18 protein-coding genes are annotated in these 16,397 nt (G+C 63.0%); 5 read left to right on the top strand and 13 right to left on the bottom strand.

Annotation, left to right across the window (positions count from 1 at the left end; genetic code table 11):
• The first annotated feature begins 67 nt into the window (after window positions 1–67).
• Both C4K27_RS30250 and C4K27_RS30245 read left to right on the top strand, forming a co-directional pair.
• Window positions 68–277 carry a hypothetical protein gene (locus C4K27_RS30250; RefSeq protein ID WP_053263113.1) on the top strand — a complete coding sequence of 70 codons (210 nt, stop codon included), beginning with the start codon at window positions 68–70 and terminating at the stop codon, window positions 275–277.
• Between the two features lie 205 nt (window positions 278–482).
• Window positions 483–866, top strand: coding sequence for a hypothetical protein (locus C4K27_RS30245; RefSeq protein ID WP_053263112.1), 384 nt, complete (start codon window positions 483–485; stop codon window positions 864–866).
• A gap of 75 nt (window positions 867–941) precedes the next feature.
• Here C4K27_RS30245 and C4K27_RS30240 read toward each other — a convergent pair whose 3' ends face one another.
• The 6 genes from C4K27_RS30240 to exbB all read right to left on the bottom strand — a co-directional run bounded on the left by C4K27_RS30240 (window position 942) and on the right by exbB (window position 7,760).
• Entirely contained in the window at window positions 942–2,342 is a 1,401-nt protein-coding gene (locus tag C4K27_RS30240; protein WP_053263111.1) for an aminoacyl-tRNA deacylase and HDOD domain-containing protein, read from the bottom strand.
• Between the two features lie 78 nt (window positions 2,343–2,420).
• Window positions 2,421–4,496: an ATP-dependent DNA helicase RecG gene (gene recG / locus C4K27_RS30235; RefSeq protein WP_009046191.1), complete on the bottom strand. Its 2,076-nt coding sequence runs from the start codon at window positions 4,494–4,496 to the stop codon at window positions 2,421–2,423.
• Window positions 4,497–4,505: 9 nt separating this feature from the next.
• Window positions 4,506–5,426, bottom strand: a complete 921-nt coding sequence (locus C4K27_RS30230) for a hydrogen peroxide-inducible genes activator (protein WP_007921147.1) — start codon at window positions 5,424–5,426, stop codon at window positions 4,506–4,508.
• Window positions 5,427–5,595: 169 nt separating this feature from the next.
• The gene (locus C4K27_RS30225; protein ID WP_007921144.1) at window positions 5,596–6,342 is read right to left on the bottom strand and encodes an energy transducer TonB family protein; all 747 of its coding nucleotides are present in this window, start codon (window positions 6,340–6,342) and stop codon (window positions 5,596–5,598) included.
• Window positions 6,339–6,767, bottom strand: coding sequence for a TonB system transport protein ExbD (exbD, locus tag C4K27_RS30220; protein WP_007921142.1), 429 nt, complete (start codon window positions 6,765–6,767; stop codon window positions 6,339–6,341). Before exbD ends, C4K27_RS30225 begins: the two co-directional genes overlap by 4 nt.
• A gap of 6 nt (window positions 6,768–6,773) precedes the next feature.
• Window positions 6,774–7,760 carry a tonB-system energizer ExbB gene (gene exbB, locus C4K27_RS30215; protein ID WP_053263110.1) on the bottom strand — a complete coding sequence of 329 codons (987 nt, stop codon included), beginning with the start codon at window positions 7,758–7,760 and terminating at the stop codon, window positions 6,774–6,776.
• 187 nt (window positions 7,761–7,947) lie between these two features.
• On the opposite strand from exbB, the gene C4K27_RS30210 reads away from it, so the two are divergent.
• Entirely contained in the window at window positions 7,948–8,805 is an 858-nt protein-coding gene (locus tag C4K27_RS30210) for an SDR family oxidoreductase (protein WP_053263109.1), read from the top strand.
• Between the two features lie 50 nt (window positions 8,806–8,855).
• Here C4K27_RS30210 and C4K27_RS30205 read toward each other — a convergent pair whose 3' ends face one another.
• The 6 genes from C4K27_RS30205 to C4K27_RS30180 form a co-directional block, all read right to left on the bottom strand.
• On the bottom strand, window positions 8,856–9,596 hold the full coding sequence (locus C4K27_RS30205; RefSeq protein WP_053263108.1) for a putative periplasmic lipoprotein: 741 nt from the start codon (window positions 9,594–9,596) through the stop codon (window positions 8,856–8,858).
• A gap of 55 nt (window positions 9,597–9,651) precedes the next feature.
• The gene (locus C4K27_RS30200; RefSeq protein ID WP_007921133.1) at window positions 9,652–10,032 is read right to left on the bottom strand and encodes a RidA family protein; all 381 of its coding nucleotides are present in this window, start codon (window positions 10,030–10,032) and stop codon (window positions 9,652–9,654) included.
• Between the two features lie 36 nt (window positions 10,033–10,068).
• Window positions 10,069–12,174 (bottom strand): bifunctional GTP diphosphokinase/guanosine-3',5'-bis pyrophosphate 3'-pyrophosphohydrolase, encoded by a 2,106-nt coding sequence (spoT, locus tag C4K27_RS30195; RefSeq protein ID WP_007921131.1) that lies wholly within the window; start codon window positions 12,172–12,174, stop codon window positions 10,069–10,071.
• 57 nt (window positions 12,175–12,231) lie between these two features.
• Window positions 12,232–12,495, bottom strand: coding sequence for a DNA-directed RNA polymerase subunit omega (rpoZ, locus tag C4K27_RS30190; protein WP_007921129.1), 264 nt, complete (start codon window positions 12,493–12,495; stop codon window positions 12,232–12,234).
• Between the two features lie 167 nt (window positions 12,496–12,662).
• Entirely contained in the window at window positions 12,663–13,283 is a 621-nt protein-coding gene (gene gmk, locus C4K27_RS30185) for a guanylate kinase (RefSeq protein WP_053263107.1), read from the bottom strand.
• A 12-nt stretch (window positions 13,284–13,295) separates the two neighbouring features.
• On the bottom strand, window positions 13,296–14,159 hold the full coding sequence (locus C4K27_RS30180; protein WP_009046187.1) for a YicC/YloC family endoribonuclease: 864 nt from the start codon (window positions 14,157–14,159) through the stop codon (window positions 13,296–13,298).
• Window positions 14,160–14,429: 270 nt separating this feature from the next.
• Here C4K27_RS30180 and rph point away from each other — a divergent pair, with 270 nt between their 5' ends.
• Together rph and C4K27_RS30170 are read left to right on the top strand one after the other, a co-directional pair.
• A complete protein-coding gene (gene rph / locus C4K27_RS30175) occupies window positions 14,430–15,152 on the top strand; it encodes a ribonuclease PH (RefSeq protein ID WP_007921124.1) in 723 nt (240 codons plus the stop codon).
• Between the two features lie 31 nt (window positions 15,153–15,183).
• A complete protein-coding gene (locus C4K27_RS30170) occupies window positions 15,184–15,552 on the top strand; it encodes a DUF4870 domain-containing protein (protein ID WP_007921123.1) in 369 nt (122 codons plus the stop codon).
• A gap of 61 nt (window positions 15,553–15,613) precedes the next feature.
• Here the strand turns inward: C4K27_RS30170 and C4K27_RS30165 are convergent, their stop codons facing one another.
• Window positions 15,614–16,393: a catabolite repression control protein Crc gene (locus C4K27_RS30165; RefSeq protein ID WP_003176915.1), complete on the bottom strand. Its 780-nt coding sequence runs from the start codon at window positions 16,391–16,393 to the stop codon at window positions 15,614–15,616.
• Between the last annotated feature and the right edge of the window lie 4 nt (window positions 16,394–16,397).

Genomic DNA, 16,397 nt, shown 5'->3' with positions numbered 1-16,397 from the left:
CCCACAACGAGCCTATGCGAAGCATCAAAACGCGACTTATGGGCTGTCCCGATAAAGGAGCCGCACAATGCATAAGATATTCACGGTACTGGCGATTTTGCTGCTTGCCATCTCGATACTCAGCGCGTTGCTCGGCCTGGGTGGTATTGCTGGTGGGGCAAGTGGTAGTGGGAGCATTTCCGACTCCGTTGACGTTGCGTTCTTGATTGCCAAAGTGCTGCTCGCCTTGAGCCTGTTGTCTGGAGTGCTGGCTATTGCCTGGCCCAGGAGCGGGTGAAGCCAGGACTGGTTTAAGGATTCACGGGGTTATGAACAGACCTCTGCATGCCGGACTCATTAAGGCAGCTGATAAACGAGCGTGACTTGGTAGTCATAATCACCAATAACGCCTTCATCTTCCCTTAACATTGCATAACTGTGGTGTTCCCCTCCGAAGCCGCTACACTGCGCCAGCCGTTCATTTTTCCTTTGGGGCTTTGCGCATGAAATTTCGTTTTCTTCTGTGGATGCTGGGGCTGTTGATGGGCAAGGCCAGCCGGACCAATCCGGCGTTCCAGCAGCAGTTGGGTGACAAGGAACTGGTGTTCCAGCTGCAGACGCTGGATGGCAAGGTGGCGCGGCATTTTTTGGTGAAGGATCAGCGGATTACCAGCAAATCGGGGGTGCATCCCGAGCCGGCATTTGCCATTGCCTTTAAAGACGCGGCCTATGGTTTTGCCACGATGCAGGCGAAGAACAAGCAACTGGCCTTTATGACCGGGATCCAGGATAAGTCGATCCAGATCAAGGGCAACCCGGCGCTGGTGATCTGGTTCCAGGGGCTGACCAAGTACCTGAAGCCGAAGAAGGCCAAGCCGAAGGCTTGAAGGCGAGCGGTATACACGCCGCAAGATGATCGCGGGCAAGCCTCGCTCCTACGGGAGCGGGGCTTTTTTCTGGGGTCAGTGCTGGCTGAACTGCGAGGCCAGTTCGCGCAACAGCACTTCGGCTTCCAGGACTTTGCTGACCACGTCTTCGGCCTTGTCGCGGGACAGGCCAAGGCGTTCGAGCAGAGCGTCAGGGATGTCTTCGACAGGGCCGGAGCCGATGCCGCGGCTGCGCAGCAGGCGCACGGCCAGGCACACCAGGTTCGGGTATTCGGCGTAGGCGCCGTCATAGCTCGGGTCGTGCTGGAAGCGCAGGGCGGTGGACAACTCGTCCGGCATGTCCCAGTAGCGCATCAGCCAGGCGCCGATCTGTTCGCGGCTGATGCCCAGCAGGTGCTGTTCGACGTAGCTGTGGCACAGGTGCGGGTTGACCTCCAGGTGGCGGCAGATCAGCGAGAAGTGCGGCGGGAAGACGTGGGCCAGCAGCAGGTAGCCGAAGTTGTGCAGCAGGCCGGCGAGGTAGGTCAGGCCGGCTTCCGGGCGCTGGGCGCGCGGCATGGCGCGGGTCAGGCCTTCGATGACGGCGGCGGTATAGATCGACTGCTGCCAGTACGGCGTGCTGTGTTGCGGGTGGTCCTTGGGCAGGCTCAGGGTCTTGCCCAGGGCCAGGCCCAGCGCCAGGTTGATCACCAGGTCGAAGCCCAGCACGCGGACGATGGCGTCTTCCACCGAGCGGATCTTGCCCGGCGAGGCGTAGTAGGGCGAAGCCGCCCAGCTCACCACTTGCGCAGCCAGGGCCGGGTCGGTTTCCACCACGCCGGTGATGTCGTCGATGGTGGCGTTGGGGTCGACCCGCAGCTTGATGATCTTCTGCGCGGTTTCGGCCAGCGGCGGAATCTCGATGGTCGCTTCCAGGCGTTGCTGGATGCGCCGGGCGGTGAAGGCCTGCATCGCCTGGGTGATTTCCTCGCGGTCGTCGTCCGGGCGGTCGAGGTTCGGGCGGATGCTGCTCAGGGCCTCGCCGAAATTGCCGGCGCTGGCCTTGCTCAGCATGCTCTTGAAGGCGTCGCTGGTGATTTCCAGCAGCAGGCCCGGCTCGCCGGAGTTGATCAGCAGGGTCGGCTCGCGCAGCAGGCTTTCGTCATACAGGCAGGGCGAGCTGGTGAGCGCCGGCAGGCCGGGCAGCAGGCTCAGGTTATGTTTGCCGAGCATGCGCTCCAGGCGTTCCGTGGAGACGGCGGTCAGGCGGCGGCCGGTCAGTTCGGCGAGGCGATTGAGGTCCAGCAACTGGCTCTGCGGGAACAGCACCATCAGCGCGCCGACGGCGTCGTCCAGCAGGACGGCCTGTACCTTGCGCGCTGCCGGCAGGCCAGGATGGTCGAGGACTTCCGTGAAGCCGATGTTCAGCTTGCCGAGCAGCAGCCGGATTACAGACGGAGCGTGCGGGGCTGCGGTGGCGAGGGCAACTTCTGTCATGGTCTGTATCCGTTTTCAAACAATTTCAGGAGTATAACCAGCTTGATCGGGGCATTCGCCCCTTAACTGAGACGCTGCTCACACTTGGCCGTATTGCTGCCCGTGGCGCAGCCAGCGTTCCAGCAGCGGGCTGACGTGGTGCGGCCAGCGCTCGAGCAAGGCCTGGGCGGCATCGCGCACGGCCGGCAGCAGGTCGGCATCGCGCATCAGGTCGGCGACCTTGAATTGCAGCAGGCCGGTCTGGCGGGTGCCGAGCATCTCGCCGGGGCCGCGCAGTTCCAGGTCCTTTTCGGCGATGACAAAACCGTCGTTGGTTTCGCGCATGATGCCCAGGCGCTGGCGGCCGATCTGCGACAAGGGAGGATGGTAGAGCATGACGCAATGGCTGGCGGCGCTGCCCCGACCCACGCGACCGCGCAGCTGGTGCAGCTGGGCCAGGCCCAGGCGCTCGGGGTTCTCGATGATCATCAGGCTGGCGTTGGGCACATCGACGCCGACTTCGATCACGGTAGTGGCCACCAGCAGCTGCAATTCACCGGCTTTGAACTGGCCCATGACCTCGGCCTTTTCCGTCGGCTTCATGCGCCCGTGGATCAAGCCGACCCGCAGTTCGCCCAGGGCACTGCTCAGGTCTTCGTAAGTGGTTTGCGCGGCCTGGCAGGTCAGCTCTTCGGATTCCTCGATCAGCGTGCACACCCAATAGGCCTGGCGCCCTTCGGCGCAGGCGGCGCGCACCCGCTCGATGACTTCGACGCGCCGCGAGTCGGTCACCAGCACGGTGTTCACCGGCGTACGGCCAGGGGGCAGCTCGTCGAGGATCGAGGTGTCCAGGTCGGCGTAGGCACTCATCGCCAGGGTCCGTGGGATCGGCGTGGCGGTCATGATCAGCTGGTGCGGGCACAGGCGTCCGCCCACGCCTTTCTGGCGCAGGGCCAGGCGCTGCTGCACGCCGAAGCGGTGTTGTTCGTCGATGATCACCAGCGCCAGGTTCTTGAACTGCACTTCGTCCTGGAACAGCGCGTGGGTGCCGACCACCATCGGCGCGCCGGCGGCGATCTGTTCCAGGGCCGCTGTGCGGTTCTTGCCCTTGAGCTTGCCGGCCAGCCAGGCGACTTCCAGCCCCAGCGGTTCGAGCCAGCGCTTGAAGGTGATGAAGTGCTGCTCGGCGAGGATCTCGGTCGGCGCCATCAGCGCCACCTGATAGCCAGCCTCCAGCGCCTGCAGGGCGGCGAGGGCGGCGACCACGGTCTTGCCGGCCCCTACGTCGCCCTGGATCAGCCGCAGCATCGGCTCGGGTTGGCTGAGGTCATAGGCGATCTCGTTGCCGACCCGCTGTTGCGCGCCGGTGGGCGCAAAGCCGAGGTTCTTCAGGTACAGCGCCGGCAGCCGGGTGGCTTTGGGCAGCGCCGGGGCGAGTTGCGAGCGCAGGCTTTCGCGCAGGCGCTGCTGGGACAGCTGATGGGTCAGCAGCTCCTCGAACGCCAGGCGATGCTGGGCCCAATGGTGACCCAGGGCCAGTTCGTCGACATCGGCGTCGGCCGGCGGGTGATGCAGGTAACGAATCGCATCGTCCAGCGGCGCCAGCTGGTAATCCCGCGCCAGCTCTTGCGGCAGCCAGTCCGGCAGGCTGCGCGGGCCGAGCAGGGCCAGGCTCTGCTGGCACAGCATGCGCAGGCGCTGCTGGGTCAGGCCTTCGGTGAGTGGGTAGATGGGGGTCAGGGTCTGGTCCACGGGCGGCGGTTCATCACCGCTGATGGCGCGGTATTCCGGGTGGTAGATTTCCAGCCCCGAGGCGCCGGGACGGGCTTCGCCATAACAGCGCACGCGGGTGCCGCGCTTGAGGCCTTCCTTCTGCGCGTTGCTGAAATGGTAGAAGCGCAGGCTGAGCCCGCCGGTGCCGTCCTGCAGGCGCACCAGCAGGCTGCGGCGCTTGCCCATCACCACGTCGGCGCCGCTGACGGTGCCTTCGATCACCGCGTCCTGCCCGGGACGCAGCGCGCCGATCGGTACTACGCGGGTGCGGTCCTGATAGCGCAGGGGCAGGTGGAACAGTACGTCCTGCAGGTTCTCCAGGCCGACCTTGGCCAGCTTCTCGGCCATGGCTTCGCCGACGCCCTTGAGTGCCGTGACCGGCACATTCGACAGCTCAGTCATCGCGACGGTTTAACTCGCGGCAGGCGGCTTGGCCACCGAACACAGGCGGATCGAGTCGGCGAGGATCTCGATGGCTTTCGGCCGCGGGAAGCTGGCGCGCCAGGCGATCGCCACGGTGCGGAACGGCACGGGCGCGGTCAGCGGCCGCACTTCGATCACGCCCGGAGCGTAGTGATGGCTGTCCACCGCCGAGAGCGGCAGGATCGAGACGCCAAGGCCGGAAGCGACCATATGGCGGATGGTTTCCAGGGAGCTGGATTCCACCGTGGTGTGCTTGGCGCCGTCGTTGCCCTTGGTCAGGGTCGGGCAGGCTTCCAGGACCTGGTCGCGGAAACAGTGGCCTTCGCCCAGCAGCAACAGGCTCTTGTCGTTGAGCAGGTTGGCGTCGATGGTCTCTTTCTGGGTCCAGGGGTGGGTGCTTGGCATCAGCACGTAGAAGGGTTCGTCGTACAGCGGCAGGGTCAGCACGTCGGCTTCGTTGAACGGCAGGGCGATGATGATCGCGTCCAGTTCGCCGTTGCGCAGCTTGTCGCGCAGCACATGGGTGAAGTTCTCTTCGATATACAACGGCATCTGCGGGGCGACCCGGTGCAGTTGCGGGATCAGGTGCGGGAACAGGTACGGGCCGACGGTGTAGATCGCGCCGACCTTCAGCGGGGCGGTCAGCTGGTTCTTGCCGGCCTGGGCCAGTTCGCGAATGCCCTGGGCCTGTTCGAGGACCTTTTGCGCCTGGGCGACAATGCCTTCGCCGACCGGCGTCAGACGTACCGCACTCTTGCTGCGCTCGAAAATCAGCACACCGAGTTCGTCTTCAAGCTTCTTCACGCCCACCGACAGGGTCGGCTGGCTGACATGGCAACGCTCGGCCGCGTGGCCGAAGTGCTGCTCTTGGGCGAGGGTAACGATGTAGCGTAATTCAGTAAGAGTCATAGCGGACGTCCATGAGGTTGCGGGCCAAGCATACCGGCTGCAATCGATAGACGCACGTTATCAGACTCAATGCTCGCTGTGACACCGGGCAATGCATGCCGCTCATGCCTGGAAAAGCAAAAAGGCACCTTTGGGTGCCTTTTTGCTGGGGATTGCCTGGGCGTCATGCTCAGCGGCGACGTTTCTCCAGGGAGTAAACGAAGGGCGCGACGATCTCGATCGAGCCGTTGTTGAGCATGTCCGCCGGTGGCTTGGGCAGCGGCTGGGCGCGGCGGATCATTTCCAGGGTGGCCCGGTCCAGATCGGCGTTGCCCGAGCGTCCTACCAGTTCATAGGACAGCACGTTGCCTTGCGCGTCGACCACGAAGCGCAGCCGGTTCAGGCCTTCCTTGCCGCGCGCCTGGGCACCCGGCGGGTACTTCTTGTACTTGGCCAGGTGCGCCAGCAGCGTGCCTTGCCAGCTTTCCTTGGCGGCGATCTGGGCCGGCGACGGGCCCGGAGCAGGTGCCGAGGACGGTGCCGCGGTGGGCGTCGGCGGAGCGTCGCTAGGCTTCTCTTCGCTCGGCTTTTCCTTCGGCGGTTCCGGCTTTTTCTCCACCGGCTTGGGCGGTTGAGGCTTGGGCTTGGGTTTGACCGGCTTGGGCACGGAAATCGTCGGTTTCGGCGCTTCCGCGAGTTTGGGCAGCGGCAACTCTTCGACCGGAGCCGGCGGCTGCGGTGGCGTCACGACCTTGGGCGGCGCGGGAGGAGGCGGTGCCGGAAGCGGCGCCAGCTCGACCATCATCGCCTGCGGTGGCAGCTCGACCGGCATGGGGGAGCTCCAGTTGAGCGCGAGCAGGATCGCGACCGCATGGACCCCCAGTACGATGGCCAGGCTACCGCTGTAACGCGTCAGTTTTTGGCGCGTCGTGATCATTTCTTGGTAGCCGTCTCAAGTCCGACCAGGCCGACCTTCAGGTATCCGGCGGCCCGCAGGGCATCCATCACGCTCATCAGGTCGCCGTAATCCACGCCTTTGTCGGCCTGGAAGAAGATCGTCGTGTCTTTCTTGCCCTGGGTCTTGGCGTCGAGGGTGGCGCCGAGGGCTTCGGCCTTCACTTCGTCGTCGCCGAGGTACAGGCGTTGGTCGGCCTTGACGCTGAGAAACACCGGTTTCTCGGGGCGTGGTGCCGGTTTGGCCGTCGAGGCCGGGAGATCGACCTTGATGTCCACGGTCGCCAGCGGCGCGGCGACCATGAAGATGATCAGCAGCACCAGCATCACGTCGATGAACGGTGTGACGTTGATTTCGTGGTTTTCGGCGAGATCGTCTTCTGCGCCTTCTTTCAAATGCAGGCCCATGGCGGATTACCCTACTTTGGCCACATGAGGTTGCGCAGAGCGCTCGGCGGTCGGCAGGTGATCGAGATCACGGCTGACCAGCAGCAGGACTTCTGCGGAAGCGTCGGAGACCTGGGCCTTGTAGCCGGCGATGGAGCGGGCGAAGACGTTGTAGATGACCACCGCCGGAATGGCCGCGACCAGACCCAGGGCGGTTGCCAGCAGGGCTTCGGCGATGCCGGGGGCGACGACGGCGAGGTTGGTGGTCTGGGTTTTGGCGATGCCGATGAAGCTGTTCATGATGCCCCACACGGTACCGAACAGGCCGACGAAGGGCGCGGTGGAACCGATGGTGGCGAGCACGCCGGTGCCGCTGCTCATGTTGCGGCCGCAGGCGGCTACCAGGCGCTCGAGGCGGAAGCTGACGCGTTCCTTGATGCCTTCTTTCTCACGGCTGTTGGCCGACAGGCGCATTTCTTCCAGGGCGTCGTGGACCAGCAGGTTGGCCAGGGTGCCTTCTTTGGCGGCGGTGACGCTGGCTTCCTTGAGAGTGGTGGCCTTTTTCAGGTTGAGGATTTCACCGCGCAGGCGACGCTTGGCGCCCATCAGCTCGAAGCCTTTGGCGATCCAGATGGTCCAGGTGATGATCGAGGCGATGGCCAGGCCGATCATCACGAGCTTCACGATGATGTCGGCGTTCTGGTACATGCCCCAGGGAGACAGGTCGTGGGCCATGCCCAGGGAGTTGTCCGCTTCGAGGACTTCAGGTGCATCAACGGCTGCTTCGCCTTCGGCAGGTGCCGGCGCTGCAGCGACCGGAGTGGCTACCGGCGCCGTGGCGTCGGCCGGCGCGTGGGCTGCCGCAGGTGTCGCGGTGCCTGCCGGGGCCTGCTCATCGGCGAAGGCCGCGGTCGGTGCCAGCAGCAGGCTGAACAGCAACGCTGCGGCCGCGCTCATGGTGCGCAGCGGGCTTGGGCGTTGGGTTGGCGAAGCGGAGAATTGATTGCGTGTCATGCTGGCCGGACCTGGGAGGGAAAAGGGTAAGTGTCCTTCTAGGCCTCGCAGGGCCGAGAACAAATGGGCCGTCATTATTGCAACTAATTCTTGTTAACAGAAGTAATAGAGTATCTTTTTTTCTTTGATTGCTAGCCGCTCGTCCATTGCCGACGCTAGTCTGTGCCTTTCTGATAGGAGTTTTCTGATGTCCGCCCCTTCTGTTCTGATCGCTGGCTGCGGTGATGTCGGCAGCCGTCTGGCGAAGCAACTGCTGGTTGAAAACTGGCAGGTCTACGGCCTGCGGCGCGCGGTTTCGCAATTGCCGGAAGGGGTGATCGGCGTGGCGGGCGATCTTTTCAGTGAGCAGTGTCCGCCAGCCTGGCCCACCACGTCGCTGGATTACCTGGTGTACAGCGCGGCCGCCACCGAGCATGACGAGGCGGGCTATCGTGCGGCCTATGTCGAGGGGCTGACCCATGTCCTGGGTTGGCTCAAGCAGAACGGGCAGTTGCCGAAACGCTTGCTGTTCGTTTCCAGCAGCAGCGTATACGGGCAGAAAAATGGCGAGTGGATCGACGAGACCTCGCCGGCCCAGGCCGACGGCTATTCCGGGCGGCTGATGCTCGAGGCCGAGCAAGTGGCCTTGCAGAGTGGCATTCCAGCCAGCCTGGTGCGGTTGACTGGGATTTACGGCCCGGGGCGGGAATGGCTGTTGAATCAGGTGCGTCAGGGGTATCGCGTCGCCATCGATCCACCGCTGTATGGCAACCGCATTCATGCCGACGATGCCGCGGGGTTGCTGGCCTTCCTGTTGCAGGCCGATCGGCGCGGCGTGGTGCTTGAGAATTGCTATATCGGTGTCGACGATGCACCGGTGCCTTTGGCCGAGGTGGTGGGCTGGCTGCGGGAGTACCTGGGCGTGACCGAGTGGGCGGACAGCTCGAGCGTGCGGCGTTCCGGCAGCAAGCGCTGCAGCAATGCCCGCGCCAGGGCCCTGGGCTGGGTGCCGCGTTATCCGAGTTTTCGCGAGGGGTATGCGCAGATTATCGAAGGGCAGGGCTGAGCCGCATCATGGATAAAGAAAAAGGAGCCTTGCGGCTCCTTTTTGCTGGATCACTGTTTTTCCAGTAGCCACTGGCGCGTACCCGGGGTGAGGGAAGGTACCTCGTTCGCCTGGGAGGCGTTGATGGGCTGGAAGATCTCCAGTTGCTTGCCATTGCGCGCAAAGATCCACGGGTTGCCCTGGCCGTTGAGCTGCAGCCACAGGTTGTCGTAGCCGCCGCTCATCGAGGCGCAGTCGCCGGCGAGGCACAGTGCGTAGCGATCGGCGCCCGGCAGGCCCATGACCTGGCCGTTGGACTGGAACAGCACGGTGCCGCCTTCGCCCGGGCCGTTGACGATTTTCCATTCGCCGCCCAGGTAAGCCGAGTACAGGGCGCGCTCGAAGTTGGCGCCCAGTGGCGCGCCTTCCGGGGCCGGGTCCTTGGGACGATCGAAGACCTGTTCCGGCTCGTTGTCGTTGGCTTCTTGCAGCAGTTGTTTGCCGTCGCGTTTCAATTCGCTGGCGGAGCTGCCGTAGAAATCGATTTTCCAGGCGCCGGACTCTTCAGCCAGCACCTTGCCTTCGACGTTTTCGAAGCCATTGGTGTAGCGCGCCTGGCTGGCCTCGGTGTTGACGTCCCATTCCAGGTTCGGGCCGTAGCCTTGCAGGGCTTCGCGCAGCGGTCCGCCTTTGGCGGCGGCGTCGATGGCGACCTGGTTGATCCAGGTACCACTGATGTCACGGTCGGCGGGATCGCTGGCGCAGCCACCGAGGAACAGGGCGCACAACGAGAGGGCTAGCGCTTTGCGCATGAGGAAATCCTTTCAGAACGGAGACGGCGCGGCCTGGGTAGCCGCGCCGGACGTGTTACTCGATGACCAGGATGGCATCCATTTCAACCTGCGCACCTTTTGGCAGGGCGGCAACGCCGATGGCGGCGCGGGCAGGGTAAGGCTGCTGGAAGTACTTGCCCATGATCTCGTTGACCTTGGCGAAGTGGCTCAGGTCGGTGAGGAAGATGTTGAGTTTGACGATGTCCTTGAACGAACCACCGGCAGCCTCGGCCACGGACTTGAGGTTCTCGAATACCTGGACGGTCTGGGCTTCGAAGCCTTCCACCAGTTCCATGGTCTTTGGATCGAGCGGGATCTGGCCGGACATGTAGACGGTGTTGCCTGCCTTGATCGCCTGGGAATAGGTGCCGATCGCGGCGGGTGCCTTGTCGCTGGTGATAACGGTCTTGGTCATGAATGACTCCTTGTAATGGGCGGGCTATATAGCGAGCTATGCACGCATGCGAGTGATGCGAATGACCCCGGTCAGGGCGCGCAGTTTCTTGATCACGCGGGCCAGGTGCACGCGGTCGTGCACGCTGACCACCAGTTGGACCACGCTGATGCGACCATCCCGTTCGTCCATGCTGATTTTCTCGATATTGCCGTCGGCCGCGTTGACGCTGCTGGCCAGCAGGGCGATCAGGCCGCGCTGGTGCTCCAGCTCGACGCGCAGCTCGACGTTGAATTCGCCGGTGACATCCTTGGCCCACGAAAGCTGGATGCATTTTTCCGGGTTGTGGCGGATTTCGCTGATGTTGCGGCAGTTGTCCAGGTGCACCACCATCCCTTTGCCCGCGGACAGGTGGCCGACAATCGGGTCGCCCGGGATCGGCGTGCAGCACTTGGCGTAGCTCAGGACCAGGCCTTCGGTGCCGCGAATGGCCAGCGGACCTTCCGGGCTTGGCAGCTGTTCGCCTTCGCCGAGCAGGCGGCGGGCGACCACATAAGCCATGCGATTGCCCAGGCCGATGTCTTCCAGCAGGTCTTCGATCAGCTCCAGGCGATACTCGGTGAGCATCGCTTGCACGCGTTCGGCCGGGATCTTTTCCAGGGCGCTGTCAAAACCGTTGAGCACCTTGTTCAGCAGGCGTTCGCCCAGGCTGATGGACTCGGAGCGGCGTTGCAGTTTCAGGGCGTGGCGGATGTGGGTGCGAGCCTTGCCGGTGACCACGAAGTTGAGCCAGGCCGGGTTGGGGCGTGCGCCCGGGGCGCTGACGATTTCCACGGTGGAGCCGCTTTGCAGCGGTTCGGACAGCGGCGCCAAGCGGCGATTGATCCGACAGGCGATGCAGCTGTTGCCGACGTCAGTGTGTACCGCATAGGCGAAGTCCACCGCCGTGGAGCCTTTGGGCAGCTCCATGATCCGGCCTTTCGGCGTGAACACGTAGACCTCGTCCGGGAACAGGTCGATTTTCACGCTTTCGATGAATTCCAGGGAGTTGCCGGCGCGTTGCTGCATCTCCAGCACGCCCTTGACCCATTGGCGAGCCCGGGCGTGGGTGCCCTTGGGCTGCTCGTCGCCGCTGGATTTGTACAGCCAGTGGGCGGCGATGCCGTTGTTGGCCATCTCTTCCATTTCGCGGGTGCGGATCTGGATCTCGATCGGCACGCCGTGCATGCCGAACAGCGTGGTATGCAGCGACTGGTAGCCGTTGGCCTTGGGGATCGCGATGTAATCCTTGAAGCGACCCGGCAGCGGCTTGTACAGGTTGTGTACGGCGCCGAGCACGCGGTAGCAGGTGTCGACCTTGTCGACGATGATCCGGAACGCGTAGACGTCCATGATCTCGTTGAAGGCCCGGCGTTTGCCGCGCATCTTTTTATAGATGCCATACAAGTGCTTCTGGCGGCCGCTGACCTCGCCCTGGATGCCGTCGATGGCCAGGCAGTGGCTCAGGGATTCTTCGATCTTGTTGACGATTTCCTTGCGGTTGCCCCGGGCGCGCTTGACCGCCTGGTAGATCCGCGCGGAACGCATCGGATGCATGGCCTTGAAACCGAGGTCTTCGAATTCGATGCGGATGCTGTGCATGCCCAGGCGGTTGGCGATGGGCGCATAGATCTCCAGGGTTTCCTTGGCGATCCGCCGGCGTTTTTCGCCGGACAGCACTTCCAGGGTGCGCATGTTGTGCAGGCGGTCGGCCAGCTTGACCAGGATCACGCGAATGTCGCGCGCCATGGCCATGGCCATCTTCTGGAAGTTTTCCGCTTGGGCTTCGGCCTTGGTCTCGAAATTCATCTGGGTCAGTTTGCTGACCCCGTCGACCAGTTCGGCCACGGTTTCACCAAACTGCGCTTGCAGCGCTTCCTTGGCGATACCGGTGTCTTCGATCACGTCATGCAGCATGGCCGCCATCAGGCTCTGATGGTCCATATGCATGTCGGCGAGAATGTTTGCGACCGCTAACGGGTGCGTGACGTACGCCTCGCCGCTGCGACGGCGCTGACCGTCATGGGCTTGTTCGGCGTAGAAATACGCTCGGCGGACCAGATTGACCTGGTCCGTGCCGAGATAGGTCGATAAGCGATCGGCGAGGGCGTCTATGCTCGGCATGATGACTCCTGCCGTAAGCTGTGATCCCGCGCCGTGCTACGTCGACCAGGCATAGGCTTAGACGGCCTCGTTGGACTCGTCCTCGAATGCAGCAAAAAGCGGTTCATCTTCAACGATTTCGGCTTCGGCGATAGCTGCGTAGTCGATCAGGCCTTCAGCGATTTCGCGCAGGGCGACGACGGTAGGCTTGTCGTTTTCCCATGCTACTTTCGGCTCTTTGCCGCCGGTTGCCAGTTGACGGGCACGCTTGGTAGAGAGCATGACCAGCTCAAAGCGGTTATCCACGTGTTCTAGACAGTCTTCAACGGTTACGCGGGCCATGGTCTTCCTCGTAGCAAATGCAATATGCGCGCTGCCCGGATGGGCGAGCGGACTCAACAGTTTAAAAAATCACCAGCGATTAGGGAAGCGCTGATTTTTTAACCAAGCTTTCCGGCCCGCTACAAGTGCCAATGTAAAGCCCTTGCAGCGGTTTTGGGAAGTGCTATTCAGCCCAGCAATTCGGCGAGCAATTTGCCGAAACGCTGCTGCTGGCGCTTCTGCTGCAGCTGGTTGGTGCGGAAAATCGCCTTCAGATCGTCCAGCGCATGGGCGAAATCGTCGTTGATGATCAGGTAGTCGTAGTCGACGTAGTGGCTCATCTCGCTGACCGCTTCGCGCATCCGGCCTTCGATGATCTCGTCGCTGTCCTGGCCGCGGTTGGTCAGGCGCTGGCGCAAGGCCTGCTGGGACGGCGGCAGGATGAAGATCGAACGAGCCTGGGGCATCAGCTTGCGCACCTGCTCGGCGCCTTGCCAGTCGATCTCCAGGATCAGGTCGTGACCTTCGTCCAGGGTCTGCTGCAAGTGGCTTTGGGAGGTGCCATAGAGATTGCCGAAGACTTCGGCGCGCTCGAGGAAGTCGCCGTGTTCACCCATCTTCACGAACGCTTCGCGCGAGACGAAGTGGTAGTTCACGCCGTCCACTTCGCCCGGGCGCATGGCGCGGGTGGTGTGGGACACGGAAACGCGGATCGACGGATCGGCGTCGATCAGGGCCTTGACCAGGCTGGTCTTGCCCGCGCCCGAAGGGGCGGAAATGATGTAGAGGGTGCCGGTGCTGTGGTTCATGTCGGGGTAGCCTTACTCAATATTCTGTACTTGTTCGCGCATCTGCTCGATCAACACCTTGAGGTTGACCGCAGCCTGGGTGCTGCGCGGGTCGAAGGCCTTGGAGCCCAGTGTGTTGGCTTCGCGGTTGAGCTCCTGCATCAGGAAGTCCAGGCGCCGGCCGGCGGCGCCGCCGGACTTGAGCACGCGGCGAACTTCGATGATGTGGGTGCTCAGGCGGTCCAGTTCTTCGGCGACGTCGCTCTTCTGGGCGAGCAGCACCATTTCCTGTTCCAGGCGTGTTGGGTCCAGCTCGGCCTGCATGTCGGCGAAGCGGTCGAGAACCTTTTGGCGCTGGGTGGCGAGCATCTGCGGGACCAGCTCGCGCAGGGTCACGACGTCTTCCTCGATGGAGGTCAGGCGGTCGTTGATCAGGCGGGCCAGCTCCGCGCCTTCGCGTTCACGGCCGCTCTTCAGCTCTTTCAGCCCCTGGTTGAACAGGCTCAGGGCTTCGTTGTTCAGCGCCTGCGGGTCGCTGGCATCGGCCACCAGGACGCCGGGCCAGGCCAGCACTTCCAGTGGGTTCAGCGCCGCCGGCTGTTTGATCAGGCTGGCAACGGACTCGGCTGCCGCCACCAGTTGCGCGGCGCGCTCCCGGTCGACCTGCAATGGTTTGCCGGTGGTTTCTTCGGTGAAGCGCAAGGTGCATTCGAGCTTGCCGCGCGACAGTCCCTGGCGCAGCGCCTCACGGACCGCGCCTTCCAGGTCGCGAAAGGATTCCGGCAAGCGCAGGTGCGGTTCCAGGTAACGGCTGTTGACCGAGCGCAGTTCCCAGCTCAGGGTGCCCTGAGTGCCGGCCCGTTCTACCCGGGCGAAGGCGGTCATGCTGTGCACCATGGAGGTACCTCCGATACAGGTCCGCCGCCAACCGCGGAGGGTTGCACGGGCCCGATATGAATGAATTGAAGCCGACAGGCTGCGAAGGCGCAGGATTGTAGCGCAGTGCGGTGGATGCTCCCAAACTGCGGGTGTGACAAAGCGCTGCGGGGCGACCGGAGGGCTGTTCCAGAGGCGTCGCCGACGGGCCGGGGTTTTTAGAACTGCCCAGGCAGGGCCGCGGGCTCTATAATGATCGGCAGTTTTCCGTCCCCGTACAGGTATTTCCCTATGAAACGTCCAAGTGGTCGCGCTGCCGATCAGCTCCGCTCGATCCGCATCACCCGCAACTACACCAAACACGCCGAGGGATCTGTACTGGTCGAGTTCGGTGATACCAAAGTGATCTGCACGGTCAGCGTCGAGAACGGCGTACCCCGCTTCCTCAAGGGCCAGGGCCAGGGTTGGTTGACCGCCGAATACGGCATGCTGCCGCGCGCCACCGGCGAGCGTAACCAGCGTGAAGCCAGTCGCGGCAAGCAAGGCGGCCGCACCCTGGAGATCCAGCGTCTGATCGGTCGTTCCCTGCGCGCTGCGCTGGACATGACCAAGCTGGGCGACGTCACCCTGTATGTCGACTGCGATGTGATCCAGGCCGATGGCGGTACCCGTACCGCGTCGATCACCGGTGCCATGGTGGCCCTGGTGGATGCGCTGAAAGTGATCAAGAAGCGGGGCGGCCTGAAGGGCGGCGACCCGATCAAGCAAATGATCGCGGCGGTGTCCGTGGGCATGTACCAGGGCGAGCCGGTGCTGGATCTGGATTACCTGGAAGACTCGGCGGCCGAGACTGACCTCAACGTGGTCATGACCAGCACTGGCGGTTTCATCGAAGTCCAGGGCACTGCCGAAGGCGCGCCGTTCCAGCCGGAAGAACTGAACGCCATGCTGGCGCTGGCCAAGAAAGGCATGAGCGAGATCTTTGAATTGCAACAGGCAGCCCTGGCTGACTGATTGCCCGGTAGCTTTCAGCAAGGAGAGCCGCATGAACGACGACCAGCTTCCGCAACCTGTCCCGAGCCATGAGGTGCGTCAGTGGGCGATGTTCTGTCACCTGTCGGCCTTGCTGGGCATCTGGATTCCGTTCGGCACCCTGATCGGTCCGTTGGTGCTCTGGCAGATGAAGCGCGAGACCGATCCGTTCATCGATGCCCAGGGCAAGGAAGCGTTGAACTTTCAGATCACCGTGGCCCTTGCCTCGCTGGTCTGCTTCCTGCTGATGGTGGTGCTGGTGGGTTTCCTGCTTTTTGGTCTGTTGGCGATCGGCGCCCTGGTGCTGACTATCATCGCCGGGGTCAAGGCCAATGAAGGGGTGGCGTACCGTTACCCGTTCACCTGGCGATTGATCAAATAGGCCGAGCGCCCACAAAAAAGCCGACACTGATGTCGGCTTTTTTGTGGCTGCGAAAAGATGCTTAGATGGTCAGCGTCCAGTCGTAGTCCACGATCAGCGGCGCGTGCTGCGAGAAGCGCGGCTGGCGTGGCAGGCGTGCGCTGCGCACGAAGCGACGCAGGCCCGGGGTCAGCAGCTGATAGTCGAAGCGCCAGCCCAGGTTGAGCATCTCGGCCTGTTCGTTGTCCGGCCACCAGCTGTATTGATCGCCTTCGCGGCTGACTTCGCGCAGGGCGTCGACATAACCCATGTTGCCGACAATCTCGTCCATCCAGGCACGCTCAGGCGCCAGGAAACCCGGAGATTGTTGGCTGTCACGCCAGTTCTTGATATCCAGCTTCTGTTGCGCCACGTACAGCGAGCCACAATAAATGTACTCGCGACGTTTGCGCCGCTGTTTATCCAGGTAACGGGCGAAGTCGTCCATAAGCTTGAACTTCTGGTTCAAGTCTTCATCGCCGTTCTGCCCGGAAGGAAGCAGCAAGGTCGCGATGCTGACCTTGTCGAAATCGGCTTGCAGGTAGCGCCCGTAGCGGTCGGCCGTCTCGAAGCCGAGACCGCTGATGACAGCCTTCGGTTGCAACCGCGAATACAAAGCCACACCGCCTTGGGCGGGAACTTCGGCATCGCAGGCATAAAGGAAGTAGCCATCCAGTTGGAAGGCTGGATCGTCCAGTTCAAAGGCGGAGGCGCGGGTGTCCTGCAGGCAGATGACGTCGGCATTCTGTGCTTGCAGCCAACTGAGCAAACCTCGCTCCACTGCAGCCTGAATACCATTGACGTTCACACTGATGATCCGCATAAAT

Origin of the sequence: Pseudomonas chlororaphis subsp. chlororaphis (genome assembly GCF_003945765.1) — a bacterium.
In the GTDB taxonomy this organism is placed as follows: domain Bacteria; phylum Pseudomonadota; class Gammaproteobacteria; order Pseudomonadales; family Pseudomonadaceae; genus Aquipseudomonas; species Aquipseudomonas chlororaphis.
The sequence above is the reverse complement of the archived record's forward strand: the minus strand, read 5'-3'. Positions and strand labels throughout refer to the sequence as shown.

Coding starts and splice junctions, on each gene's coding strand:
- C4K27_RS30250 (WP_053263113.1), top strand. CDS start 68: ATGCATAAGATATTCACGGTACTGGCGATTTTGCTGCTTGCCATCTCG.
- C4K27_RS30245 (WP_053263112.1), top strand. CDS start 483: ATGAAATTTCGTTTTCTTCTGTGGATGCTGGGGCTGTTGATGGGCAAG.
- C4K27_RS30240 (WP_053263111.1), bottom strand. CDS start 2,342: ATGACAGAAGTTGCCCTCGCCACCGCAGCCCCGCACGCTCCGTCTGTA.
- recG (WP_009046191.1), bottom strand. CDS start 4,496: ATGACTGAGCTGTCGAATGTGCCGGTCACGGCACTCAAGGGCGTCGGC.
- C4K27_RS30230 (WP_007921147.1), bottom strand. CDS start 5,426: ATGACTCTTACTGAATTACGCTACATCGTTACCCTCGCCCAAGAGCAG.
- C4K27_RS30225 (WP_007921144.1), bottom strand. CDS start 6,342: ATGATCACGACGCGCCAAAAACTGACGCGTTACAGCGGTAGCCTGGCC.
- exbD (WP_007921142.1), bottom strand. CDS start 6,767: ATGGGCCTGCATTTGAAAGAAGGCGCAGAAGACGATCTCGCCGAAAAC.
- exbB (WP_053263110.1), bottom strand. CDS start 7,760: ATGACACGCAATCAATTCTCCGCTTCGCCAACCCAACGCCCAAGCCCG.
- C4K27_RS30210 (WP_053263109.1), top strand. CDS start 7,948: ATGTCCGCCCCTTCTGTTCTGATCGCTGGCTGCGGTGATGTCGGCAGC.
- C4K27_RS30205 (WP_053263108.1), bottom strand. CDS start 9,596: ATGCGCAAAGCGCTAGCCCTCTCGTTGTGCGCCCTGTTCCTCGGTGGC.
- C4K27_RS30200 (WP_007921133.1), bottom strand. CDS start 10,032: ATGACCAAGACCGTTATCACCAGCGACAAGGCACCCGCCGCGATCGGC.
- spoT (WP_007921131.1), bottom strand. CDS start 12,174: ATGCCGAGCATAGACGCCCTCGCCGATCGCTTATCGACCTATCTCGGC.
- rpoZ (WP_007921129.1), bottom strand. CDS start 12,495: ATGGCCCGCGTAACCGTTGAAGACTGTCTAGAACACGTGGATAACCGC.
- gmk (WP_053263107.1), bottom strand. CDS start 13,283: ATGAACCACAGCACCGGCACCCTCTACATCATTTCCGCCCCTTCGGGC.
- C4K27_RS30180 (WP_009046187.1), bottom strand. CDS start 14,159: ATGGTGCACAGCATGACCGCCTTCGCCCGGGTAGAACGGGCCGGCACT.
- rph (WP_007921124.1), top strand. CDS start 14,430: ATGAAACGTCCAAGTGGTCGCGCTGCCGATCAGCTCCGCTCGATCCGC.
- C4K27_RS30170 (WP_007921123.1), top strand. CDS start 15,184: ATGAACGACGACCAGCTTCCGCAACCTGTCCCGAGCCATGAGGTGCGT.
- C4K27_RS30165 (WP_003176915.1), bottom strand. CDS start 16,393: ATGCGGATCATCAGTGTGAACGTCAATGGTATTCAGGCTGCAGTGGAG.